Source organism: Thermomicrobium roseum DSM 5159 (genome assembly GCF_000021685.1).
GTDB classification, from domain to species: Bacteria; Chloroflexota; Chloroflexia; order Thermomicrobiales; family Thermomicrobiaceae; genus Thermomicrobium; species Thermomicrobium roseum.
The window spans coordinates 1326466-1349381 of the sequence record NC_011959.1 but is presented as its reverse complement, the minus strand read 5'-3'; the positions used below and the strand labels follow the sequence as shown (position 1 = coordinate 1349381).

Sequence of the window (22916 nt, the reverse complement as noted above, 5' to 3'; positions counted from 1 at the left end):
CTCGCTGCACATAACGAAACGGGATACCTGGCACATGCTGGAGCCAATTTTCCCTCGGCTCAGCCAGAAGTCCTGACCCGAGCGGCGGCCAGTCTCGACCGCGTGACGCACCAGCGTCTCGAGTTAGGGGGTTGGGAGGCGGTCACTGCGTGGGATGCTCTCGAGACCAGGGGCGGTTCACGCCTTCACCTCTGAGAGGCAGTCATGGTGCTGAGCGAAGCTTTCGTTCTCTCCGGCTGGCTGTCGGACTCGCGCGCGACTGGACTCGCGACGATCGGAGGATATCAGAGGGGTGAGCCGTGAACCGACCCCAGTCCAGGAAATCGAGACCCAGATTGGTGAACGCTGGCCGCGGATGCGACAGTTGCGCGGCAAGGACGGGTGACTGGCTGCCTCCAGTCCTCTCCTTGCCGAACCTTTACGAGGTGCCACGAACCCGGTCGCTGGAGGGGGCACGCGTCGAGAACCGGGTGAATTGCTGTGCAGCGGCGTCGGACGACCGCACGAGCGTATTCTGGCTCATGTCGAAGCAACGTGGACTACCCCCTTCTCGGACGAGCATTCGTCGTACGCACCAGTCCCCAGGTCGATCGAGCGAGTCCGGTTCTCTCGATGTCAGCCAGGATCAATCGGTCGCTCGACCGAGCGGTTGCCTGTATGCCGTACGCTGTGCTCGTCCAGCCGTACGATGCCCTCGAGCTCGGCCAGCAGACGGCGAAGATCCGCAACGGCTTCCTGCTCAGGCTGACGCGCGCAGGGAACGAGAACTTCGCGGTAGTGCTGGCGCTGATCCGCTCACGGTGCTGGTCGAACTGCGAACGATGAGTGAGGCGGTCGAGCGGGTCGATCCCGCGGCGATCGCTTTCGCCCACTGCTGGTTGGACGGGTTCGGCAGTCTGTGGGTCTGTCCTGCGGCGCTGGACGAGTCGTATCGAGTGTGAAACCTCAGCGCGCCGCGACTGGAGAGACTATGCGCTGCCTGTATCTCCAACGTTCGCTCCGAGCGCGTTCTCCAGTCCGATCCGAAGCCTGCAGCCGACTGCATGACAGTGCTCGAGCGACGCGACGATCCGGTAAACGCGTTCCGGCGCGAGTTGGCCGTCATCCCACGACTGGTCGGGTGGATACGGGGAAGCGGTGTGCATGGGGAATGGAAGGTACCGACGGTGCGTGAGCGAACGAGCTTGGCCTTCGGACTGAACATCGACCCAGTCATCGATCGTCCATGGGAAATCGAAGCACTGGCCCAACTCGCAGATACCGCTGGCATCGCCCTGGTGGCGATGCAAGATCACGCCTACAACCCACGCTTCGCTGAGACGTGGACAGTCCTGACAGCCGTTGCGCTTCGGACCCAGCGCGTCCATGTTCTGATGAATGTGGCCACACTCGCTCTCCGTCCAGCGCCGATGCTGGCAAAAGCAGCAGCGACCCTCGACCGCTTGACCGGAGGGCGGGTCGAGTTGGGATTAGGATCCGGTGGAATTTGGGACGGCATCGCCGCGATGGGAGGACCCCGTTGGTCGCCGGGTGAGGCGCTCGCAGCGATCGAGGATGCGTTGCGACTCTGCCGACTCCTGTGGGAGAGGGCAAAGAGCGGCGAGCCGGTCACCTACGAGGGCCCTATTTTTCGCGTCGATCATCTCGTGTTCGGGCCCGCCCCGACTCGCCCGATCCCGCTCTGGGTCGGTGCGATCAAACCGCGAGCGCTCCGACTCGCCGGTGAGCTGGCCGATGGCATCACTGTCTCGACACCCTATGTTCTCCCGGAAAAGTTACCGCAGGTGAACCAGTGGGTGAACGAAGGTGCCGAACGAGTTGGTCGCGACCCTGCCACCATCCGTCGGCTCTATAACCTGCTCGGGGTGCTCGACGTTCCCGGAGGCCGTTCCTATCGCGTGAACCGGCCCGGACTGCTCGGTGGGCCAGCTGATGCCTGGGCAGACGCCATCGCGCGTTTCGCTGAACTCGGTATGGACACGTTCGTCTTTTGGCCGGTAGCCGGCGATTATCTGGCCCAGGCTCGCCACTTCGTCGAGGAGGTGATCCCGCGCGTGCGGGATCGGGTCGGGTCCCCGTGAGTTGCGGCGCACCGTTGCAGCGTGCTCACTCGAGGTCGACCCACAGGAATGCTTCGGCGAGTTCCAACCCCGCTGGTGCGCCTGCCTCGCGGGCGCGCATCCGTACCCGGGTCTCCAACCCTCCCGGGAATGCGCTGGCTTGACTGGTATGACGGCGGAGCGCAGCGAGCTTCCGTTCGAAAACGGGTGCAATGTCGATGAAGGTATCGGGCCGGTCGGTGCCGAAGAGCAGGGCGACTCGAACGGTATGGGGCTCAAGCCCAGCTTCCCGTTGCTCAGGGAAGAAGGTGGCCAAGCGGCTCGCTGGGAAAGCCGCTGCCAGGGCCGCTGCTCCCACCGCGCGGTGATCAGGATGCTGGCGGTAGAGTCGCGTCAGCGGATCGTGTGTCAAGACGATGTCGGGACGAAAACGCCGAATTTCTCCAGTGAGTTGAGCACGCAGGTCGAGCGTATCGAACACTTCACCATCAGGGAGACGCAAGAACGTCACACCTTGCACACCAAGTTCTTCAGCGGCAGCGAGCTGTTCGTTCTCGCGAACGGTGACGAAGGGACGAGGATCAGTCCAGTCCTCTGGTATTCCCTTGTCGCCCGATGTCACGACGACATAGTGGACGATCGTCCCGGCAGCGATCCAGCGGGCGATCGCCCCGGCACAGAAGAATTCCGGATCATCGGGGTGGGCACCGATCACCAGGACGCGCTGCGCTGCTGGCGGTGTCCCGACATGGCGCAGCTGGAGATCGGACATCTCAGCGTCCTCCTCTCGTCGAATTGCCTCGTTGCCTAGCCTGTTGCCAGTGATCGACGACCTCTTTGGCCAGATCAGCGAGCGCGCGTCGGGTCGCTTCGAAATCGGTCACCCCGCTGGTGAGCAGCACGAGAACAGCCCGTCCGAACGGGGCCCAAAGCAGGGCAGCATCGTGCACGGAGCCGAGGAGCGTACCGGTCTTGTTGCCGACGATGACCGCTTCCGGCAGGCGCGCCGGAATGATGTCCCGAAATTGCTGTGCGCGGAGCAGCATGCGGAGATCGTCCAACCAATGTCCTTCTGGGACGATGTGACCGAGTTCCAGAGCAGCGAGGAGCGTGGCGAGATCGCGGGCGGTCACCAGATTTTCCGGCTCGCCGGGGTAGGCTGCCCGTCCCCAGAACGGGCGTCGCAGTGCGGTGCCGGTGAGGCCGAGTTCGACAACGAGTTCCTCCATCGCCGCGAAGCCGAGCACGTCGATGAGCGCATTCGCTGCGACGTTGTCGCTCACGATCGTCATCAAAACAGCCAGGTCGCGGAGCGTCATCGGGGGCGGCTCGGCCAACCAGCGCAGGACCCCGCTGCCGGGCACGACCTGATCGGAGGCGATCCGCACGCGGGCTCGCGGATCGAGCTGCTCGCGCGCGAAGGCGCGATAGAGTCTGGCCAACACCAGGAGCTTGATCGTGCTCGCGGCCACGACGGGACGGTCGGCGTCGTACGCGATTTCGAGATCCTCGTCGAGGTCGCGAAAGAGGAGCATGACGCGGGCAGGTACCTGTCCGATGAGTTGCTCGATCGTTCGCTGCATCGTCGGGCCTACCCCGCTGCTCCCCATCCTCGGCACTCATGGCAGTATACGCCGGTGAAGGACGAGCGATATCTCGTGGGAGGCGAGCCGTGCGTGTCAGAGCGGTAACCGTGGGGTGGACGAGCACCTGGAACGGTGGGCGGATCGTGGGTGGAGAAGAGCTCGGTCGTGTCGTCGAGCGGGTGCGTGCCGGCTGTGCTGAGAGCGGTCTCGAGCTGCAATCGGTACGGCTGGCCACGCAGCCGTTTCCGACGATCGTCGCTCCGGGGGAGACGGAAGCGCTGGCGAGCGCACTGTGTCGGCTGGCGGAGGCGTGGGGTTTCGACTATGTCTCGATGGGGCCGGTCCGTCCTCGGGAACTCGCCTGGTGCCCGAGTCTGCTCGAGGCATTGGTGGCTGAGGAACGCCTTTTCGCGGCACTCGCAGTGACCGACGAAAAGGGGACGCTCTCGTTGCCAGCAGTCCGCTGGGCTGCCGAGATCATCGCGGCACTCTCCCGCCGAACACCGGCAGGTCTGGGCAATTTACGTTTCGCGGCACTGACACTCTGCCCACCGGGTATCCCGTTCTTTCCGGCAGCGTACCATGACGGTGGACCGCTCGCGTTTTCGGTCGCATGGGAGGCGGCGGACGAGGTAGGCGAGGCCTTCGCCGGCGCGCAGTCATTGGCTGAAGCTGAGCGTCGGTTGCGTGAGCGCTTGACGGCCCGGGCGCGCCAACTCGCTGCCGTTGCGGAACGATTGGCGGGGGAGGTGGGGGCGCGCTTTCTCGGCATCGACGTCTCCCTGGCACCGCACCCGGAGATCACGCGCAGTATCGCTGGCGCGATCGAGCGGCTCGGTGTCCAACCCTTCGGGGGAGTGGGAACGCTGACGGTAATCGCGTCGCTGACGCGCGTTCTGCGCGACATTCCGGTACCGCGCACCGGGTTCTGTGGCGTGATGTTGCCTGTTCTGGAAGACGCGGTGCTCGGGTTGCGAGCGGGCTATGAATCGGTTTCGTTACCGCTTTTGCTCGCTGCGGCAGCGGTCTGCGGCGTCGGGCTCGATGTCGTTCCCTTGCCTGGCGAGACGACAGTCGAGCAGCTCGCCGCCATCGTTCTCGATACCGCGACGCTCGCCACCCGTTTGGGGAAACCACTCACGGCTCGCCTCATGCCTGTGCCAGGAAAGAGAGCTGGAGAACCAGTCGAGTTCGATTTTCCGTATTTCGCGCCGGCGCGTATTCTTCCGGTGGTCGGGACGATTCCGAGCAGCTGGTTCGCTCTGATCGATGAACAGAACACTCAGGGAGAGTGATTCGGAAGAAAAAGGGTGGATAGGAGGGCTTGCGCGCAATGCAGAGTGAGAGTATGATTCCTGTGTTGATAGTGTGAATCGGTGCTTCGGGAGGAAGCGATGGCGCGAATCGTCATCACGATCGAGGGAGACTCGCAAGAGATTGGGGCGATTCAGGAAGTTCTGCAACGACTCGCTGGACTGACGACAGGAGAGTTCGAGGTCAGTGAGGGTGTGCGACCACTCGGTGAGCGTGAACCGTGGACGTTCGAAGAGTTCCGGCAGTTCTGGAGCCGCCTGCAGGACGGTGCGCGGCAGATCCTGGCGGAGATCGCCAAGCGCCCTGAGGGGTACCCGATGGTGGATCTCGAGCGGGCGCTGGGGGTACCAGCCCGCGTTATCGGTGGGCGACTCAGTTCGGTTGGCCACGCGATGCGGCGTTTCCCACACAAAGAGGAGCCGGTCGAGTTTCGGACGGGTGGCGACGATGCTCCAGGCCGGCGGATCTACTTCATGAGGCCGGAGGTCGCACGCATGATCCGGCGACTGGTCAGTGAGGGGGCCAGCGCCGACGGTGCTGAGTCCTGAAGAGATCGGCGCTCGAGAAAGGCGGGGAGGTGCGCACCAGCGTGCCTCCCCGTTTCGCGTCCGCAACGCCTGTTTCGGCCGGCTCGCGATCCAGCGAGCGCTCGTCTGCCCTTTGACGATGCGCTCATCGCGTGTTATCGTCGCCGAGCGAGTCGTGATGAGCGATCGCAAGCCTGAGTGAACCGAACAGAGGAGAGAGGGAGCGCATGGCCCAGAGCTCGGTCCTCGGCTATCCCCGAATCGGCAAGCAGCGTGAACTGAAGCGGGCCCTCGAGCGTTACTGGGCCGGTGAGGCTGATGCAGCGGCCTTGCAGGAGACGGCTCGAGCAGTCCGCGAAGCGGCGTGGCGTGTGCAGTTCCAGGCCGGGATCGATCAGATTCCCTGTAACGATTTCAGCCTCTACGACCATGTCCTGGATACGATCTGTCTGGTCGGGCTCGTGCCGTCCCGGTTCGGCTCGGCCGAGCCAGAAGTCAGTCTGCCGACCTACTTCGCCATGGCGCGGGGGGCACCGGGTGTTCCAGCGCTCGAGTTGACGAAGTGGTTCGATACCAACTACCACTATCTCGTACCGGAATTCGATGCGCCTGGTCCGCGTCTGGCCAGCGCCAAGCCCTTCCTCGAGTTCGCCGAGGCGACGTCGCTCTTGGGACGACCGGCCAAGCCGGTTCTGCTGGGCCCGATTTCGCTTTTGCTCCTCGGCAAGTATCACCAGCGGCCGTTGCGCGAGCACCTGGAGCAATTGCTCCCGATCTACCAGGAGGTCTTGGAGCGGCTCGCACGGGCTGGTGCCGAGTGGGTCCAGATGGACGAGCCGGTTCTCGTGCAGGATCGCAGCGACGAAGAGTTGCAGCTGCTCCGGGCAGCCTATCGCGTGCTCGGCGAAGCGAGCGCTCGTCCGAAGCTGATGCTGCAGACCTACTATGGCAGTCTCGACGATGCGAGTTGGGACGTCGTCATGAGTCTGCCGATCGAAGGGATCGGTCTGGACTTCGTGCGGGACGACGGTAACCGAGCTTTGCTCAACCGGCACGGCTTCCCCCAGGGGAAGGTGATCGGTGCGGGAGTCGTGAATGGGCGCAACATCTGGCGAACGAATCTTGTGGAAGCTCTCGAGAAGCTGGAAGAGATCGCCGAGCATGTGGAGCCGGAGCGTATCTGGGTCCAGCCGTCCTGCACGCTCTTGCATCTCCCGCACGACGTGCGACTGGAAACCAAGCTCCCGGCTGCAGTGCGCGCATTGCTGGCGTTCGCTGAGCAACGACTGGAAGAGTTGGTGATCTTGACGCGTGCACTCAACGAGGGACGTGCAGCCATTCTGGAAGAGCTCGAGCAGAACGCGGAGGCGTTTCGCCTGGCGCTGGACGAGGTTCGGGTCTACCGGCGCGACGTGCGCGAGCGGCTGGCTGCGCTCACCGAGGACGACTTCCGGCGCCAGTCGCCGTACGAGATGCGCGAACCGCTCCAGCGGGCGCGCTTCCACCTTCCCCTCTTTCCGACGACGACGATCGGCAGCTTTCCGCAAACGCCGGACGTCCGCCAGGCCCGTGCACGCTGGCGTGCCGGCAAGCTCTCGGATGAGGACTATTGGGGGTTCATCCGCGAGCGGATCGCCGAGGTCATCCGGCGTCAGGAGGAGATCGGGCTGGATGTCCTGGTGCACGGCGAGTACGAGCGTGCCGACATGGTGGAGTACTTCGCCGAGCAACTGGAAGGATTCGTCCTGACCGAACATGGCTGGGTGCAGTCGTACGGGAGCCGCGTGGTCAGACCGCCGATCATCTTCGGTGATGTGGCGCGACCACGACCGATGACAGTTGAAGTGAGTCGGTGTGCGCAGTCGCTGACCGAGAAACCGGTCAAAGGCATGCTGACCGGTCCGGTGACGATCCTGAACTGGTCGTTCGTCCGGGAAGATATCCCGCGACGCGAGGTCGCGTACCAGATCGCGCTGGCGCTGCGCGACGAGGTTCGTGACCTGGAGGCTGCCGGGATCAGCATGATCCAGATCGACGAGCCGGCGCTCCGTGAGGGGCTTCCCTTGCGTCGAGCAGACTGGCCGGAGTACCTCGAGTGGGCCGTGCGCGCCTTCCGCCTGGCGAGTTCGGGCGTTCGTGACGACACGCAAATCCACTCGCACATGTGCTACAGCGAGTTCAACGACATCATCGAGGCGATCGACGCGCTCGACGCGGACGTCATCTCGATCGAGAACAGTCGGAGTCGGGGAGAGCTCCTGCAGGCGTTCCAGGAGTACCGCTACCCGCGGCAGATTGGTCCGGGCGTCTACGACGTCCACTCCGCGCGGATCCCGAGCGTCGAGGAGATGCTCGAGCTGCTGGAGCGTGCGCTCGCATTCCTGCGACCGGAGCAGCTGTGGGTCAATCCGGACTGCGGACTCAAGACCCGGCGTCCGGAGGAGGTTTGGCCATCGCTCAGCAACATGGTCGAAGCCGCGCGCCGACTCCGCGCGCGCTTCACAGCGCAGGGCCAGTGAAGCTGAGGAACTGCTCACGGGGGCGATGATGGGCCAGGCGGTCGATACGCGTTCGCTTCCCGTCATGCCGTTCGGCCCATTCACCTTGCGGCCGTTCGCCGGCGATCAGCTCATGCTCGTCCGCGTGGAGGCACCAGCCGGGGCGAAGACGCCGGCGCATGCTCATCCGCACGAACAGATGTGTCTCGTCATCAGTGGCCGGCTGCGCTTCCGCATCGGTGACGAGGAGCGGGTGCTCGGGCCGTTCGAGGCGATCCATATTCCTTCGGGTATGGAACACGAGGCAGAGGCGCTCGAAGCGGTCGTCTTTTACGATATCTTTCATCCGGTTCGGGAGGACTATCTGGAGCGGCTCGCTGCGTCCGACGAGTGCGCCTGAGGAGCGAGGAGCAGCCGATCGGTTGGCTGACTCTTGGTGGTAGGTGGCAGGCTCGCAGGCGAGCGGACCCGATCGCGGGCGCGAGACCCTGGGGATGTCACGAGTCACTCCGCTTTCTCGCGGCGCAGAGCATCGCTGCGTCCGGCTGGCGGTGCACTCCGGGGACTCGCGTCGCAACGGCGGGCCTTCGACTGCGCTGGACACTCGCGCCTGGGGCACCGGTGTGCGCTCGGGTACGGCGGATGTCGGTGTCTCCGGCGCGGTCCAGCGGGGTACCCGGCCTCGATGACCGAGCGTCGGGACGCTGCAGAGGGCGAGCGGACGCCCCGGAGTCGACCGGGCCGCTGCGAGCGCGGCTCGACGACGGAGGCTGGCCTGACATGATCCGCGAGCGAACTGCCCGGGACGGGAACACCTGTGTTCTCGCGCCGAGACGAGACTGACGATGACGGTCGGTCCGGACGAGCGCAAGGAGGACGCGCGATGGACGACATCAGCTTCTATGAGCACTTCGATCGTTGGCATTACGAACGCCTCTACAAGGAGGCATACCGCGGCTGGTACGACAACAATGGTTATTTCGACGCTCAGCTCGGCGATCTCAGCTATTGGGCGTGCTGGTTCTGGCATTACGTCAGATTCGATAAGCTGGAGACTCTCTCCGACGACGACTGGGAGTATCTGCGACGGGTGGCTCCTGATCTCGGGATGTGTCGGTTCGTCTACCACTTCGGCACGCTTGGCGAGTACGGTTATCAGCTGGCGCGCGAGCTCGGCGTCGAAAAGTGGCTCGATCTCGCTTCTGACGATCCGGGTGAACCGGATGGCGGCGATGCCGCAATCTGGCTCGGGCACAATGAGCCGGCTGGTTGCGACTGGGTGCGCGAGTCGTTGGGAATCGTGTACACCCTGAGTGGGGACACAATGGTCGGCGACAAGCTCGGGATCACCGTCGAGGAGACCCGCGGGTGTTGGCTCTGGGCGAAGCGAGCGATGGAGGCGCTGTCCAAGCTGGCTGATCCGGTCTACAGCGTTGACTCGCTTCTCGAAGAAGTCATCACCGCCGATCCGTCTTTGCTCCGCGAACTCGGGCGTCCACTGCCCAACCTCGAGCTGGACTGGAGGCAGGAAGAAGTCGGCTACGAGACGGTCATCAGCGTGATCGAGACCATGATCGAGGTGATCCGCTCGGTCGACCGTTACGCCATCCTCCGGCATCTTTTGCCGTACTTCGAGGAGTACCGCGAGTATCTGGTCAAAGTCTCGCTCGGTCAGATCGAGCAGCCCGATGCCCGCGCCCTGATTCCGCGGAATGGCCCGCAGCTGGTCGCCGCCGCGCTGAATCTCGACGATCGCTTTATCGAGTTCGCCTACAACCGCTACCGCTGATAGCGCTACCTGACTCAACGCTGACTGCCCGCGCCGGAGTGGCCCGGCTCGGGCAGTCAGGAGCGGCTGCCTACAGGTGCGAGCGCCGGTCGCCGCAGGGCTGTGGCCGGGATCGACCAGCAGAGTGCGAGCGCGGCAACCAGTGCCAATGCGGTCAGGCCGAGCGCTGCCTGCAAGCTGATCCGATCGGCGATCCAACCGGTCACGGGTGCGCCGATCCCGCCGGTGACGAAGCCCATCCCGAGGATGAAACCGGAGGCGACGCCGGCGCGACCAGGCAGCAAGCGCTGCGCTGCGACCAACGTGATGGAGATAGAGGCATCGGCCAAAAGACCGAAGCTGGCCGCGGCGAGCAGGCCGAGCGGGCTCGTCGTCGCGGCAAAGGCGAGGAGGGCAGGGATCGCCAGCCCGAGCGAACCCAATAGGACGCGCCAGGAGCCGAGGCGGTCCGCCAAGAAACCGCCGAGGAGTGTCCCGGCGGCTCCACTGGCCACGATGACGGTCGCGACGACACCGTAGAGCACTTCGTAGCCGAGTTCGCGATACCACACTGGGGCGAAGGTGGCGACGGTCATGAAGGCCCAGCTCCGCAACATGACCACTGCGAGGATCGGCAGGAGCGCTCGCCAGGCGATCGCCTGACGAGTCTCGCCGCCGCTCCGGCGGTCCGACGGTGCAAGCGACTCGGCGAAATGGCCGAGTCCCCACCGAACGAGGGCGGCGGCGAGGAGCCCGATCGGGACGGTGACGAGCGTGCCCATGAGCCCGAAGACGCGGAAGAGGATCACCCCGGCCAAGGGGCCGAGTGCATAGCCGATGGTGCCGCTCACGGTGTAGATCGACATCGTCGTGTTCCGCTGGTGCTCCCGGGCGAGCGCCGCGGCCCGCGATGCGCCGATCGGGTGGTACGCGCCCGATCCGAACCCGGCCAGGAAGGCGAACGGGTAGAGCAGTTCCGGGCGACGGACGAGACCGTATAGGCCGAGGAAGATGCCGGACCACAGGAGACTCAGCGGCGCGAGCCGCCGCACACCCCAGCGATCCGCCAGGTAACCGAAAAACGGCTGCGTCAGCGAGACAGCCGCAGTGTAGGCCAGGGCGAGGGTGCCGATCTGGCTGTAATCGAGACCGAGTTCGCGCGCGAGCAGTGGGTAGAGGGCTGGCAGGAGCCCGCTCATGAAATCGACGCTGAAGTGACCGAGCATGAAGGTCGCCAGTCGTGCTCGCTCTTCCGAGCGTTGCCCGCGTTCCATCCTGTCCTCCCGTGCCTCATCCTATCGCACGCGAGGAGGCTGGCGAACAGGCCGGAGCAGTGTTCGCACGCGCTCACTGCGTTTTGCCAGGGGACTCGTTTCGAGCGAGTCCGGTCGCGACGCGTCTGCAGCCGACCCCGCGCGTTGCCGAGCAAGCGGTCGCTCCTCGGCAGAGCACCGGCGTTGGCGAGCCGGTCCGTGCGACCCATGGGCGATCTGCTCGGTCCCCGCTGGGAATCGAGCCTGATCGCTCGTACGGGCCGCTCGGTCGTGGGCTGCCTGGTGTGGCACGAACGGCATCGTCTACCAGCATCGTCGGAGGCGCGCTCGTCGCTGCGGGCGCGACTGCTGACCGTGAGCACTCGGTGCGGAGCCACTGCGAGACCGCAGCGGGCCCTTTCTTGCCTGTCTGGTTGCGCTCTGCCCGCGAACGCGCGAAAAACGATCTCGGATGGAGCGTGGCCGAGTGCGAGGAGGGATGGCGAATGACCAGTGCGATGCGCAACCGACCGCTGCGGATCGGCATTCTGGTCCCCCAAGGGGAGTATCGCTGGAATGGGCGTCTTCCGCGCTGGAGCGATCTCGAGGCGATGGCACGCCTCGCCGAGGAGATCGGGCTCGACTCGCTCTGGGTCGTGGATCATCTTCTTTACCGCACACCGGACGGTGAACCAGAAGGGATCTGGGAATGCTGGTCGCTCCTTTCCGCCTTCGCCGCGGTCACGAAGCGGATCACGCTGGGAACGCTCGTTCTCTGTACCAACTGGCGCAATCCGGCACTGATCGCCAAGATGGCGGAAACGGTCAACGAGATTTCGGGAGGGCGATTGATCCTCGGGTTGGGAGCCGGGAACACGGAGCAGGAATTTCGCCGCTTCGGTTTTCCCTGGGAGCGACGTGTCAGTCGGTTCGCCGAAGCGCTGGCGATCGTCCACGGTCTACTGCGCAACGGTTGGATCGACTACGCGGGTGAATTCTACACAGTGCGCGATTGCTTGCTGCGACCGCGCGGCCCACGCTCGCAGGGGCCGCCCATCCTGGTCGGCGGGAACGGTCCGCGGGTTCTCCGGCTGGCTGCCCAATATGCCGATATCTGGAATACCTACTACGACTTCACCGGAAACCGAGCGAGCGGGCTCGGGCCGCAGATCGAGGCGTTTCGAGCGGCCTGTCGGGATGTCGGGCGGGACTGGTCGAGCGTGACGCTCTCGGCCTCAGCGTTGGTCGCCTTTCCCGGCCACGGGCGTATCTATGGTGTGGTCGCTGATCCGGTGCGCGGGACGCCGGAGGAGATCGCCGAGGAGTTTCGGGCGTACGCTCGTGCGGGGATCCAACATCTGCAGCTGCGGATCGAGCCGAATACGCTGGAGGGGCTGGAGCAGCTGGGTCGTGTTTTGGAAGTGCTCGATCGCGCTGAGTGAATCGCCCGGACTAGTGCGCCTGCTCACCTGGTGTGCCAGCTGACCGGTGACCGCGCGGTCGTGCTCGTACGTCCGCCCGACGGGTCGATTATCCTATCGCCGATTCTCGTGACGGTGCGACGACGGTGCCTGCTGACGCAGGAGGCGTGGGAGCCAGCGGGAACGTCGCCGGATCGCCAGCACGCCGAGCGCGGCGAGCCCGAGTGCTGCCAGCACGACGACTGCCGTCGTGTAGCGGTCGACCCATGCGGCAACGAGTTCCCAGTTTTCACCCAGCAGCCAGCCGCTCCCGATCAGGGCCGTGTTCCACGCACCGCTCCCGACGATCGTCAGCGCACTGAAACGCCAGAAGGGCATGCGGAAGGTACCGGCCGGGACGGACACGACGCTGCGGGCCACCGGTACGAGCCGACCCCAGAGCACGACGAGCGATCCCCAGCGGAGGAACCAGCGATCGGCCGAGGCGACCGTCGCGGGATCGAGGTGCAGCCATGCTCCGAAACGGAGAAGCGCGCTCCGGCCGCCGAACCGTCCGACCGTGTAGAGGAGAGTGGCCGCGGTGTAGGAGCCGAGCGTCGCGACGACGATAGCGAGGCGGACATCGAGAAATCCCCGGCCAGCGAGGAACCCAGCGAGCGGCAACACCACTTCGGACGGGATCGGCGGGAAGATCGTCTCAGCGATGAGGAGCAGAAAGAGACCGAGATAGCCCAGCGCGACCAACGTCTCGGTGACCCACTGTTGCACGCTCGCCAGTGCTCCTTCCCGGCGCGGGCTCGACAGACTGACCGTTCCGCTCGGATCAGTCCTCCGGGCGGCCCTTCGACAAGGATAAGGAACAGCCTGCTCCGCTGCATCTTCTGCTTCTCGCAGCGGCTCGCTCGCGACCGATCCCTCGCCTCCTGCACGGATGTTCGGGGGCGAGCGAGTCGCACGGGCACCGCGACACGGTGAACGGCAGCCGCTGCCAGACGGTGCGCTCTGCTCGGGCGAGACGGCCATGCCGCGAGCTTCGAGGCCTCTCAGCCGAGGAAGTCAATACGGTGGACGACGTCATTCTTCCCAGTCGAGTTCGCGCTCCTCCTCGATCTTGGCGGGATCGAGTTCCACGCCCATACCGGGCTGGGTCGGGACACGGATGATGCCGTTGACCGGTTGCACCGGCTCGCGGAAGAAGAACTGAAGGAGTTCGTTCCACTTGAGGAGATACTCGACCCACGGCGCGACCGGTTCGGGAAGCGCAGCGAGGAGCTGGACGGTGGCTGGAACCGAGTGCCCGTGGGGGATCAGCGGGATACCGTAGGTGGAGGCGAGCGCTGCGATCTTGATCGTCTCGCTGATGCCACCTGCCCAGTAAATGTCCGGTTGCAGGACGTCGAGAGCGCCTCGCATCAGCCAGGGAAGGAATCCCCAGCGCGTGTACTCGTGCTCGCCGCCAGCGATGGGGATCGAACTCCGGGCGCGCAGCGCCGCGTAGGCCTCGAGTTGGTCCGGCAGAAACGGCTCCTCGATCCAGCGGAGCCGCAGTGGCGCGAGTTCCTGAATCGCGGCCACGGCGAACGGCCAGTCCCAGCTCATCCACGCGTCGAGCATGAGTTCGACGTCATCGCCGACGGCGGCGCGTAGTGCGGCAAAGAGCGCGACCGTTTGCCGCAGTCGTGTCCGTGGGTCGCTGGACGGCCAGCGAGGAAACCACTTCTGGGCGCGAAACCCCTGAGCGACGAGCTGGCGCGCGAGCGCGGTGGCTCGCTCGAGTTCCAGCGAGTACCCGAGCGTACTTGCATAGACGGGCAACTCGGTCCGCACGGGACCACCGAGTAGCCGATGCACGGGATCACCGTTCCAGCGACCGCGCAGATCCCACAGGGCACAGTCGATGGCTGAGATCGCCATCATGACGACGCCCTTCCGGCCGTGCACCTGCCAGCGATAGAGCTCGTCCCAGATGCGCTCGATCGCGAGCGGGTCGGCGCCGCGCAGACGAGGGCGCAACTGGATACCGATGACGCGTGCGACATCGCGGGTGAGTGGGCCGGCGAGACCGGTGACCCCCTCGTCGCTCTCGATCTCGAGAAAGATCTGGCGGAGCCGGTAGGGGCCGGGACCCTCTTGTTCGGGAAGCCACCACTCGCGCGGATCGGCGCGGTGCTCCGGGTAAATATCGAGCGGGCGACTCAGTCGTTCCTCCCAGAACGGCCCGGTGTACGGGAACGTGCCAGTGACTTCGCGCAGGCGAACAGCAGTGATCCGCATGCCGGTGCTCCTATGCATCGAGGAGCTCGATGATCCGCTTTCCGACCTGCTCGGTCGTGGCGGTGCCTCCGAGATCGGGAGTGAGCACCTTCCCCTCGTTGGTGAGCCGCTCGATCGCGCGGAGGATGCGTCGAGCAGCATCGGTCAGTCCAAGGTGCTCGAGCATCATCGCACCGGCCCACACGGTGCCGATCGGGTTGGCGATCCCACGGCCGGCGATGTCGGGGGCGCTGCCGTGCACCGGTTCGAAGAGCGAGGGCACCCCCGGCGCGGCAGCGAGGTTCGCGCTCGGTGCGAGGCCAAGGCTCCCCATCAAGGCAGCACCGAGATCGGTGAGGATGTCGGCGAAGAGATTGCTCCCCACGGCAACGTCGAAGCGTTCCGGCGCGCGGACCATGAGTGCGGCCGCGGCGTCGACGAGCAGCGAGGTGACTGTGACATCGGGATAGTCGCGGGCGACTTCCTGGACGATCTCGTCCCAGAGAACCATGCCGAAGCGCTGCGCGTTGCTCTTCGTGATGCTCGTCAGGTGCTTGCGCCGCGAACGCGCTAACTCGAATGCGAACCGGACCACGCGCTCCACGTTGAAGCGCGAAAAGACACTGGTTTCCAGCGCAACCTCGTGCGGTGTGCCAACGTGGACGCGACCGCCGACTCCAGCATACTCACCCTCAGTGTTCTCTCGGACAAAAATCATATCGATGTCTTCGGGACCCTTGTCCCGCAGTGGGCCGCGGATACCCGGGAACAGGCGAATCGGCCGGACGTTGACGAAGAGATCGAGTTGCTTGCGGATCGGGAGCAAGAGCCCCCACAGCGTCACATGGTCGGGAACATGGGGAGGGTCGCCGACCGCTCCGAAGTAGATGGCGTCGAAGCGCCGGAGCTGCTCGACACCGTCCGGAGGCATGAGTGCGCCCGTCTGTCGGTAAAAGTCGGATCCCCACGGGAAGAGGTGCCAGTCGAGTTGGGCCTCCTGCGCAACGGCAGCTTCCAGGACGCGCTGACCGACCGGAATGACCTCCTTGCCGACGCCGTCACCCGGAATCACCGCGATGCGAAACTGTTGCATACGGCCTCCTCTTTCGCACACGATCCCTCGAGCCGCGTGGTCCTCGTCGGCTGCATCATACCCATTGCCGGGTCGATCGGGAACGCAAAGGTTTCAGCTCGGGCTCGCGATCGCGCGGAGGAACGCGTCGGCTGCTTCCTCGCTGCGGACGACGAAGACGACCCGCTCCGGCAAGGCTGCTCCGCTCGCAGCATGGTCGCGGACGGCACGGACCATCGCTGCCGCGCAGGTGACGAGATCGAGGCCACCCACACCTGTTCCGAGTGCCGGGAAGGCGACGGAGCGCAAGGGACGCTCGGCGCACCGCTCGAGCGCGGCGCGGGTGGCAGCGTAGACGGTCTCTGAGGTGGCGGGGATCATGGCGCCGCGTTCGTCGTAACCCATCGCGGCAGCATGGATGACTGCTGCAAAGGGGAGCCGTCCCGCCGTGGTCACGACGGCTTCCCCGACCGAGATCGGCCCTTGGGCGACTGCTTCGCGCTCGATCTCCTCGCCGCCCGCCCGCTTGATCGCACCGGCAACGCCGCTGCCCATCCATAGCTGAGAATTCGCCGCGTTCACGATCGCTTCCGTATCGACTGCCGTGATGTCGCCAACCTGGACCTCGAGAAGCGGTCCCGCCATGCCGCCACCTCCTGGTCGAAAACGAGTCGAGTCGGACGTCGCTCGTATCCTATCCTGTTTGCTGGGTAGAGTGGGACGCCTGAGCTGCCTCGGGGCTGTACCAACCGCGGTAACGGGACCTCTGGACAAGATCCTCGGTTCATGCCTGAATACACCGGTGGTGGAGCGATGTTGGCGAGCAGGGAGGCGAGCGTGGACTTCTCTCTCACGGCTGAGCAGCGTGAACTCCAGGAGCGAGCCCGGCGATTCGCGGAAACGGTCGTGAAGCCAGTAGCAACCTATTACGACCAGGAGGAGCGACATCCGCACGAGTTGATCGTGCGCGCTCGCGCTGAGGGGTTGACCGAAATCACGATTCCGCGTGAGTACGGCGGGCGCGGCCTTGGCGTGTTGGAACTCGTCCTCGTCGCTGAGCAACTGGCCTGGGCATGTGCCGGATTCACCGCTGCAGCCTGCTCGAGTTGCCTGGCAGGCGAGCCGATCGTCATCGCGGGAAGCGAGGAACAGAAGCGACGATGGCTCCCGCGCTTGGCGGCGGGTGAGTATGCGAGCTTCGCCTTGACCGAGCCGGACGCGGGTTCCGATGTCGCAGCGCTCGCTACCCGCGCAGAGCGATGCGGTGATGTGTATGTCCTCAATGGTCACAAGCGGTGGATCGGCAATGCACCAATCGCGAGTTTCTTCGTGGTTTTCGCGAAGACCGATCCGCAAGCCGGGCACAACGGCATCAGCGTCTTCGTCGTGGAGCGCGAGTCGACAGGCATCGTCACGCGACCACTCCGCAAGCTGGGGCAGCGGGCGATCTCCAATGGGGAAATCGAGTTCCACGACGTCGTTGTCCCAGCCAACCAACGGATCGGTCGCGAAGGTGAAGGGTTCGCGATCGCGATGCAGACGCTGCGCCGAACGCGCCCTATGGTCGCAGCGTTCGGTGCAGGGATCATTCGACGCTGCCTCGACGAGTCGCTGGCTTATGCACAGCAGCGGCGCACGATGGGACAACCGATCATCCGCCACCAGGCCATCGGCCACAAGTTAGCCGACATGCAGATTCGTTTGGAGGCTGCGCGGCAGCTGACCTATCTGGCTGCCTGGCTGGCGGATCAGGGGGAGGACAACACGATGGCAGCTGCCGTCGCCAAGGCGTTCGCTGCCGATAGCGCGATGTGGGCGGCGACCGAAGCGGTACAGGTGTTCGGTGGAAACGGTTACAGTCCTGACTACCCGGTCGAGAAACTGTTCCGCGATGCCAAGCTCTTGCAAATCTACGAGGGGACCAGCGAGATTCAACGCAATATCATCGTGCGCGAACTCGTTCGCCGGTCTCGCGGGAAGGATCGGCGTCCAGGAGAAGAACCCCTCGAGTGAGCGGAGCAGTCGCCCGCGGCGCCTGATCGCTCGTGATCGGTAGGTTGCCCGCAGCGCAAGTATGAAGACACCATTTCGATCGGCACAGCTTGCTGCCGGGAGGAGCAGTGACCGACTAACCCATGCGGGGGAAAGACGATGTCTGAGGAGTGGATGTTGCGCTGTCACGACTGCGGCTGGAGCAGTTCACTCGTCGTGACGTTGTGGCGCTGCCCGGCGTGCGGGGGACTCCTCCTGCTGCAGTCGGAAGTCCGGATGGAGCGACGAGCCATCCGGCGAGACGATCCGACACTCTGGCGTTATGCCGCGTGCCTTCCGGTTCCGCGACCAGTGCGGTCGCTCGGTGAGGGGATGACACCGTTAGTCGCGGGAGAGTTGGAGGGACGACCAGTTCTCTTCAAGTTGGACTTCCTGCTCCCGACCGGATCCTTCAAGGATCGGGGAGCCAGCTTGCTTGTGGCGGCTTTGGCAGCTGCTGGAGTGCGGGCACTCGCGGTCGATTCGTCAGGCAATGCCGCGGCCGCCTTCGCAGCCTATGCAGCGCTGCATGGCCTGGAAGCACTCGTCTTCGCACCGGCCGGTACCTCGCCAGCCAAGCTCGCCCAGGCGCGTGCCTACGGTGCGAAGGTAGCGCTCGTCGAGGGCTCGCGCGAGGCGGTGGCTCGTGCTGCCCAGCAGGCAGCCGAGCAGCCAGGAGTGGCCTACGCCAGTCACAACTGGCATCCGCTCTTCGTCGAGGGGACGAAGACGTGGCTCCTGGAGGTCTGGGAACAACTCGGATACCGCTGGCCGGCTGCCTGTTTCCTCCCAGTGGGAGGCGGGAGCATGCTCGCCGGTGCGGCGCTGGCGGGGCGTGCGCTCGGCGCGCGCGGACCGCTGCTCGTGGCAGCGCAACCGGAGGCGTGCGCGCCGCTCGCCCGCGCCTGGACGCAGCCGGGGCGTCGGCTGGAAGCGGTACACGCTGGCCCGACGATCGCTGAAGGGGCGCGGATCGCGGCACCACCACGCGGGTCGTTCCTGCTGACCATGCTCGAGGAGAGCGGTGGCTGGCCGGAGGCGATCGCGGAAGCGGAACTGATCGACACGACGCGCCAGCTGTGGCGACGCGGCCTGTATGTCGAGCCGACTGCTGCGCTCGGTGCTGCCGCCTTCCGCCGGGCAGTCCGGCGCGGGTGGGAACCCCTTGGCCCGGTCGTCATCCTGCTGACCGGCAGCGGGCTCAAAGCGAGCAGCGTGATAGAGCAGCTTTTAGAAACGTCATGAGAACTGTTCCAGGAGACCCCTCCGGCGCGTGATCCCGGGGAAGATGGAGAAACTCGTCGCGGATCGTCAGCCCGAATGAGACCGTACGGCTCAGCGGTGAGAGACAAAAAACGCGGTTCCGACGAGCCACCCGGTTCCCGCTCGCTCCGTCAGCCGTGTCGAGGTTTCACCCCCTCACTCGGCGCCGGATTCGGCGATCGTCTCGCACGTTCCAGACCCGTGCGTGACATCGTCCGATCCGGTTGTCCGGAACGGTCACCCAGCTTTCGCTGGGTGCCTCCGAGCGGGTCGTTACCGACTCCTCGGAACCGCACCTCTAGTACACCACATTCGTGCTCCGTTGTCAAGGGGGAAAGCAGGACGTTTTCGGCGAGCGTCGCCGTCGTTCGATCGCCTGTCCGCGGTGCCCGATGCGCTGAGGAGACAGTCGTACCGGACCGATCACTGGTGCATCGCGCGCCCAGCAGTGCGACGAGGTCGATCGGTCGCGACGGACGGCTGCTGCCTGGAGCGTGCGGTCACGAGCCGCTGCGGAAGGTCCGGATATACGCCAGCACGGCCTGAAGGTCGGGTTCGGACAGCAGGCTCTCCGGATAGGCGGGCATACCCTCGTCGGTACCCTCGCGGATGGCGCGGACGGCGCGTCGATCTGTTGCCCGGAGCTGAAGCCGGCCCGCTGCATTGCCTCCTGCGCCATGGCAGTTGCTGCAGCCGAGCGCGATGTAGAGAGCCGCCCCCCGTGCCACCGCGCCGCCGGCAGGATCTGCCTTCGTCAGGTCGTCACTCGACGGTTGTGGGACGGCGGGAAGCGCGCCGCTCGAACCAGACCCCAAGCTGCGGAGATAGGCAACGACGGCCCAGATCTGCTCCTCGCTGAGGCGATCCTGGAAGCCCGGCATGCCGGTGAAGCTGAGACCGTTCGCGATGATCCAGTACAGTTCGGTATCGCTCCGTGCCTGGGTGTCGGCGTCGTTCAGGGCGCTTGCTTCGGGATACGAGAGCGTACCGAGCCACCCTTTCCCGTCCGCGTCGGCACCGTGGCACTGCGAACAGGCACCGAGGTAGACGATCCGCCCAGTCTCGACCGCCCGGGCCCCCAGCGGGGGGCGAGTCGGGATGGCCTGTGCCCCTCGGGCGGCCGCGGCCTCGACGAGCGCCCGTGCCAGGCGACGCTCGCCGGGAAGATCGCTCCGATGAGCGAACAACCGTGGCGCGAGTACCCATCCCGCGATGCCGAGGAGCAGAAGCGTCGCCATCATCCCGGCGAAGAACCAGGCGATGCGGCCGGCCCAAGCTCGGCGAATCGTTCGCTGTGTCTCTCTGCTTCCGACCTGGTCCACCGTACGGCTCCATCTTCACCCGCGGTGACTGCTCGCGACAAGCATAGCCAGCGGTCGGTAAACGCTGGGTAAACCGGCATCGAGCACCGGCGAATACCGTGTGGGGCGTCACCGTCCTCGGTGCGGTATCATCGGACAATCCAGCGTGACTGCCCGAGCGGGGTGTCGGCATGCCGCTCAGTGATGCTGACCTGGAGCGTCGACCACCGCGAACGAGCGCTATCCGGGCATTGGCTGGCTGGCGCGCCGCGATCGCGTTCATCACCTCGGTTCTCTGGCCGGGAGCAGGTCATTGGATCGCCGGGCGCCCGTGGCGCGGGCTCGCCCTCGGCGTCCCGCCCGCGCTCGCGCTCGGTTTTCTGCTCTGGCAGGCGAGCCAGCTTCCCGGTTGGGGAGTCACCTGGTTGCTGCGCCCGAGCGTTCTGCGCGGCTTGATGATCGGGAACATCGTTCTGGGCAGCTACCGGGCTGTCGCACTGCTCGACCTCGTGCGCATCGCCCTCGCTGGGCGGAGTCGAAGCTGTGCGGGGAAACGCGGACCGTACTTGGTCCTCGCAGCGCTGCTCGTGGGGTCGGTGGTCACGCCGCACGCTGCGGTCGGCTTGGTGCTCACCCGCTGGTCACGCTTCCTCGATACGACGTTCCCCGCTGCAGCCGAAAGCTCGATCCAGCCTTTACCCATCGATGCGTTGCCAGCTGGTCCGCGGAACTCGACGCTCGCCCCGGCACGAGCGACCTCGGTGGTGTCCACGCTGAGTCCGGTTTCCAGTCGTACGGTGCTGCTACCGCCAGTCCGCGAGCTACCCCCGGCGCAGCGGATCGCGTCCACACCGCGAGCGGAGGCTTCTCCAACGGTACCGGTTCTGCAGCGGGCTGCCGCCGCGATCGAACCTGCCCTCGCCGATAGTCGGATCGTCGTGCTCCTGGTCGGTACGGATGCCGGGCCGGGGCGATGGAGCGCTCGCGCTGACACGATCGTCATCGCTGCCCTCGATGTGGAGTCCGGGCGCGGCGGGCTGTTCGGGGTGCCTCGCAATCTGGTCGGACTCCCCATTCCGCGAGAACTGGCGGACCTGTATCCGGACGGCTCTTGGCCAGGATTGGCCAACGCGCTGTATACGCTCGGGTTGCAGCGAGCCGAGCGGTTCCCGAACGCCGTCGATCCGGGCGCGGCTGCACTCGCGCGCTCCCTGGAGCAGCTGATCGGCATGCCGATCGACTACAGTGTGGTGGTGGACATGGGTGGCTTCGTGCGCGTGGTGGACGCGCTGGGAGGCGTGACCATCGACGTCCCACAGCCGGTCTCGACGTGGCTGTCGCCACCCCTGCCCGGTGAAGACTGGGTGTACTACGAGATCCCGGCCGGCCGGCAGCATCTCGATGGACATGAAGCGCTCGCCTACGCACGCTCGCGCACGGGGACGAGCGACTACGACCGGATGCAACGCCAGCGCTGCTTGCTCGGCGCGCTCTGGCGCCAAGCAGACTGGCCGACGGTGCTGTTTCGGTTACCGCAGCTGCTCGCCGCGGTCGAAGGGGCTGTGCGCACCGATATTCCCCGCGAGGCATTGCCCCAGCTCGTCCAGATGGCACTCGGTGTACGCGCCGAGGCGATCGTGACGCTCGGCTTCACTCCTCCACGGTATGTCGCTGGTTGGGCACCCGGTGGGTACCCGATTCCGGACCGTGACCGGATTCGAGATGCGATCGAGGACGCGCTCGCTGGGTCGGGCGAACCGGAACCGGAGACGCGTCTGGCGAGTAGCTGTTCCTGGTCACCCTGATGGCGCCCCCCGGCGCGTGCTGTGTCGTCGGATGACGAGGAGGCCGGCCAGGCCTGCGAGCAGGAGCGAGAGACCGAGCAGTACAGAGGGGCCTTCGCTGTGGTGATCCGGCGGCCGTCCGGTCGGCGGAGCCAGCTGTGCCGGCGGCGTCGGGCTCGGTACGGTGCGGGGTGTCGGGGGCGGCACGAGCGTGGGAGTCGGGATCGGAAGAGGTTCTGGAGTCGTGAGCGGGGTCGGTTCGGGTGTGACAGGGAGAACTGTCGGTTCAGGGGTCGGTGTCGCTCGCGGGGTGACGCGGATCGTCCCCTGCATCCCGAGTGCCCGATGGTTGCCGACCGGGCAGTACATTTCCCAGTTACCTGACGCATCGAAGGTGAACGTGACCCGTCGCGTCTCGCCAGGCAAGAGATTCGTCGCGAACAACCGCTGTTCGATCCCGCGGGATTCCAGTTCCACCACCAGATTGTGTTGTGCTCCACCAGCGTTGGTCACGACGAACGTGACAGGCTCTCCGAGTGGCACTGTGATCGATGCTGGGGTGATGGTGAACTCAGTGAGCGTGATCGCCACGCTCGTGTCCGGTGCCGTTGCCAGGAACGAGCGATCTCGTGCTGGCGCGTCGAGTGCCCACGCGACGGATCGCGGTACGACGAGCAAGCCGAGGGTGAACAGCAACGCGAGCAGGAACGTCTGTTGCCGGGTGAAGCGTCCCACGGAGCACCTCCTCTTGCGTCGGAGATGGGCATGACCGTGTTCCGTGGACG

The 22916-nt window shown here is 65.5% G+C and carries 20 protein-coding genes; 11 read left to right on the top strand and 9 right to left on the bottom strand.

The annotated features are described in order from the left end of the window. Nucleotides 1-657: 657 nt before the first annotated feature. Together TRD_RS14845 and TRD_RS06370 are read left to right on the top strand one after the other, a co-directional pair. A complete protein-coding gene (locus TRD_RS14845; protein WP_169302289.1) occupies nt 658-825 on the top strand; it encodes a hypothetical protein in 168 nt (55 codons plus the stop codon). Between the two features lie 218 nt (nt 826-1043). Beyond that, the gene (locus TRD_RS06370) at nt 1044-2081 is read left to right on the top strand and encodes an LLM class flavin-dependent oxidoreductase (protein WP_015922304.1); all 1038 of its coding nucleotides are present in this window, start codon (nt 1044-1046) and stop codon (nt 2079-2081) included. A gap of 25 nt (nt 2082-2106) precedes the next feature. On the opposite strand, the gene TRD_RS06365 is transcribed toward TRD_RS06370, so the two are convergent. Beyond that, on the bottom strand, nt 2107-2832 hold the full coding sequence (locus tag TRD_RS06365) for a PIG-L deacetylase family protein (protein ID WP_015922303.1): 726 nt from the start codon (nt 2830-2832) through the stop codon (nt 2107-2109). A 1-nt stretch (nt 2833) separates the two neighbouring features. Beyond that, complete coding sequence (locus TRD_RS06360) at nt 2834-3643, bottom strand: serine hydrolase (RefSeq protein ID WP_015922302.1); 810 nt, start codon at nt 3641-3643, stop codon at nt 2834-2836. Nucleotides 3644-3732: 89 nt separating this feature from the next. Between TRD_RS06360 and TRD_RS06355 the strand changes: the two genes are divergently transcribed. The 5 genes from TRD_RS06355 to TRD_RS06330 all read left to right on the top strand — a co-directional run bounded on the left by TRD_RS06355 (nt 3733) and on the right by TRD_RS06330 (nt 9774). Next, nucleotides 3733-4941, top strand: a complete 1209-nt coding sequence (locus TRD_RS06355; RefSeq protein ID WP_169302288.1) for a DUF711 family protein — start codon at nt 3733-3735, stop codon at nt 4939-4941. A 99-nt stretch (nt 4942-5040) separates the two neighbouring features. After that, entirely contained in the window at nt 5041-5508 is a 468-nt protein-coding gene (locus TRD_RS06350; RefSeq protein ID WP_041436009.1) for a hypothetical protein, read from the top strand. A 206-nt stretch (nt 5509-5714) separates the two neighbouring features. Further along, complete coding sequence (gene metE / locus TRD_RS06340) at nt 5715-8006, top strand: 5-methyltetrahydropteroyltriglutamate--homocysteine S-methyltransferase (RefSeq protein WP_015922298.1); 2292 nt, start codon at nt 5715-5717, stop codon at nt 8004-8006. A gap of 25 nt (nt 8007-8031) precedes the next feature. Next, complete coding sequence (locus TRD_RS06335) at nt 8032-8385, top strand: cupin domain-containing protein (RefSeq protein WP_015922297.1); 354 nt, start codon at nt 8032-8034, stop codon at nt 8383-8385. A 483-nt stretch (nt 8386-8868) separates the two neighbouring features. Further along, nucleotides 8869-9774, top strand: a complete 906-nt coding sequence (locus tag TRD_RS06330; protein WP_015922296.1) for a hypothetical protein — start codon at nt 8869-8871, stop codon at nt 9772-9774. A 56-nt stretch (nt 9775-9830) separates the two neighbouring features. Here TRD_RS06330 and TRD_RS06325 read toward each other — a convergent pair whose 3' ends face one another. Then, nucleotides 9831-11027 carry an MFS transporter gene (locus TRD_RS06325; RefSeq protein WP_015922295.1) on the bottom strand — a complete coding sequence of 399 codons (1197 nt, stop codon included), beginning with the start codon at nt 11025-11027 and terminating at the stop codon, nt 9831-9833. 485 nt (nt 11028-11512) lie between these two features. Between TRD_RS06325 and TRD_RS13645 the strand changes: the two genes are divergently transcribed. Beyond that, entirely contained in the window at nt 11513-12448 is a 936-nt protein-coding gene (locus TRD_RS13645; protein WP_015922294.1) for an LLM class flavin-dependent oxidoreductase, read from the top strand. A gap of 93 nt (nt 12449-12541) precedes the next feature. Here TRD_RS13645 and TRD_RS06315 read toward each other — a convergent pair whose 3' ends face one another. The 4 genes from TRD_RS06315 to TRD_RS06300 form a co-directional block, all read right to left on the bottom strand. Then, a complete protein-coding gene (locus tag TRD_RS06315) occupies nt 12542-13195 on the bottom strand; it encodes a DedA family protein (RefSeq protein ID WP_081433436.1) in 654 nt (217 codons plus the stop codon). 306 nt (nt 13196-13501) lie between these two features. Next, nucleotides 13502-14701, bottom strand: coding sequence for an enolase C-terminal domain-like protein (locus tag TRD_RS06310; protein WP_015922292.1), 1200 nt, complete (start codon nt 14699-14701; stop codon nt 13502-13504). 10 nt (nt 14702-14711) lie between these two features. Further along, nucleotides 14712-15773 carry a tartrate dehydrogenase gene (locus tag TRD_RS06305; protein ID WP_015922291.1) on the bottom strand — a complete coding sequence of 354 codons (1062 nt, stop codon included), beginning with the start codon at nt 15771-15773 and terminating at the stop codon, nt 14712-14714. 93 nt (nt 15774-15866) lie between these two features. Then, entirely contained in the window at nt 15867-16397 is a 531-nt protein-coding gene (locus tag TRD_RS06300; RefSeq protein WP_015922290.1) for a macro domain-containing protein, read from the bottom strand. Between the two features lie 192 nt (nt 16398-16589). Here TRD_RS06300 and TRD_RS06295 point away from each other — a divergent pair, with 192 nt between their 5' ends. Together TRD_RS06295 and TRD_RS06290 are read left to right on the top strand one after the other, a co-directional pair. Next, the gene (locus tag TRD_RS06295) at nt 16590-17765 is read left to right on the top strand and encodes an acyl-CoA dehydrogenase family protein (protein ID WP_041436008.1); all 1176 of its coding nucleotides are present in this window, start codon (nt 16590-16592) and stop codon (nt 17763-17765) included. Nucleotides 17766-17903: 138 nt separating this feature from the next. Next, entirely contained in the window at nt 17904-19028 is a 1125-nt protein-coding gene (locus TRD_RS06290) for a pyridoxal-phosphate dependent enzyme (RefSeq protein ID WP_143714652.1), read from the top strand. 518 nt (nt 19029-19546) lie between these two features. Here TRD_RS06290 and TRD_RS14610 read toward each other — a convergent pair. After that, on the bottom strand, nt 19547-20368 hold the full coding sequence (locus TRD_RS14610; protein WP_015922287.1) for a c-type cytochrome: 822 nt from the start codon (nt 20366-20368) through the stop codon (nt 19547-19549). Between the two features lie 170 nt (nt 20369-20538). On the opposite strand from TRD_RS14610, the gene TRD_RS13635 reads away from it, so the two are divergent. Then, nucleotides 20539-22152: an LCP family protein gene (locus tag TRD_RS13635; RefSeq protein WP_015922286.1), complete on the top strand. Its 1614-nt coding sequence runs from the start codon at nt 20539-20541 to the stop codon at nt 22150-22152. Here TRD_RS13635 and TRD_RS06275 read toward each other — a convergent pair. Further along, nucleotides 22144-22866 (bottom strand): cupredoxin domain-containing protein, encoded by a 723-nt coding sequence (locus TRD_RS06275; protein ID WP_015922285.1) that lies wholly within the window; start codon nt 22864-22866, stop codon nt 22144-22146. The two genes, TRD_RS13635 and TRD_RS06275, sit on opposite strands and share 9 nt — an antisense overlap. Between the last annotated feature and the right edge of the window lie 50 nt (nt 22867-22916).

What these genes read in the sequence shown, in the direction of transcription:
- TRD_RS06365 (WP_015922303.1), bottom strand. Translation starts at nt 2,832, where the DNA reads ATGTCCGATCTCCAGCTGCGCCATGTCGGGACACCGCCAGCAGCGCAG.
- TRD_RS06325 (WP_015922295.1), bottom strand. Translation starts at nt 11,027, where the DNA reads ATGGAACGCGGGCAACGCTCGGAAGAGCGAGCACGACTGGCGACCTTC.
- TRD_RS06290 (WP_143714652.1), top strand. Translation starts at nt 17,904, where the DNA reads ATGTCTGAGGAGTGGATGTTGCGCTGTCACGACTGCGGCTGGAGCAGT.
- TRD_RS06360 (WP_015922302.1), bottom strand. Translation starts at nt 3,643, where the DNA reads ATGCAGCGAACGATCGAGCAACTCATCGGACAGGTACCTGCCCGCGTC.
- TRD_RS06310 (WP_015922292.1), bottom strand. Translation starts at nt 14,701, where the DNA reads ATGCGGATCACTGCTGTTCGCCTGCGCGAAGTCACTGGCACGTTCCCG.
- TRD_RS06370 (WP_015922304.1), top strand. Translation starts at nt 1,044, where the DNA reads ATGACAGTGCTCGAGCGACGCGACGATCCGGTAAACGCGTTCCGGCGC.
- TRD_RS13645 (WP_015922294.1), top strand. Translation starts at nt 11,513, where the DNA reads ATGACCAGTGCGATGCGCAACCGACCGCTGCGGATCGGCATTCTGGTC.
- TRD_RS06335 (WP_015922297.1), top strand. Translation starts at nt 8,032, where the DNA reads ATGATGGGCCAGGCGGTCGATACGCGTTCGCTTCCCGTCATGCCGTTC.
- TRD_RS13635 (WP_015922286.1), top strand. Translation starts at nt 20,539, where the DNA reads ATGCCGCTCAGTGATGCTGACCTGGAGCGTCGACCACCGCGAACGAGC.
- TRD_RS06350 (WP_041436009.1), top strand. Translation starts at nt 5,041, where the DNA reads ATGGCGCGAATCGTCATCACGATCGAGGGAGACTCGCAAGAGATTGGG.
- TRD_RS06330 (WP_015922296.1), top strand. Translation starts at nt 8,869, where the DNA reads ATGGACGACATCAGCTTCTATGAGCACTTCGATCGTTGGCATTACGAA.
- TRD_RS06305 (WP_015922291.1), bottom strand. Translation starts at nt 15,773, where the DNA reads ATGCAACAGTTTCGCATCGCGGTGATTCCGGGTGACGGCGTCGGCAAG.
- metE (WP_015922298.1), top strand. Translation starts at nt 5,715, where the DNA reads ATGGCCCAGAGCTCGGTCCTCGGCTATCCCCGAATCGGCAAGCAGCGT.
- TRD_RS06300 (WP_015922290.1), bottom strand. Translation starts at nt 16,397, where the DNA reads ATGGCGGGACCGCTTCTCGAGGTCCAGGTTGGCGACATCACGGCAGTC.
- TRD_RS14845 (WP_169302289.1), top strand. Translation starts at nt 658, where the DNA reads ATGCCGTACGCTGTGCTCGTCCAGCCGTACGATGCCCTCGAGCTCGGC.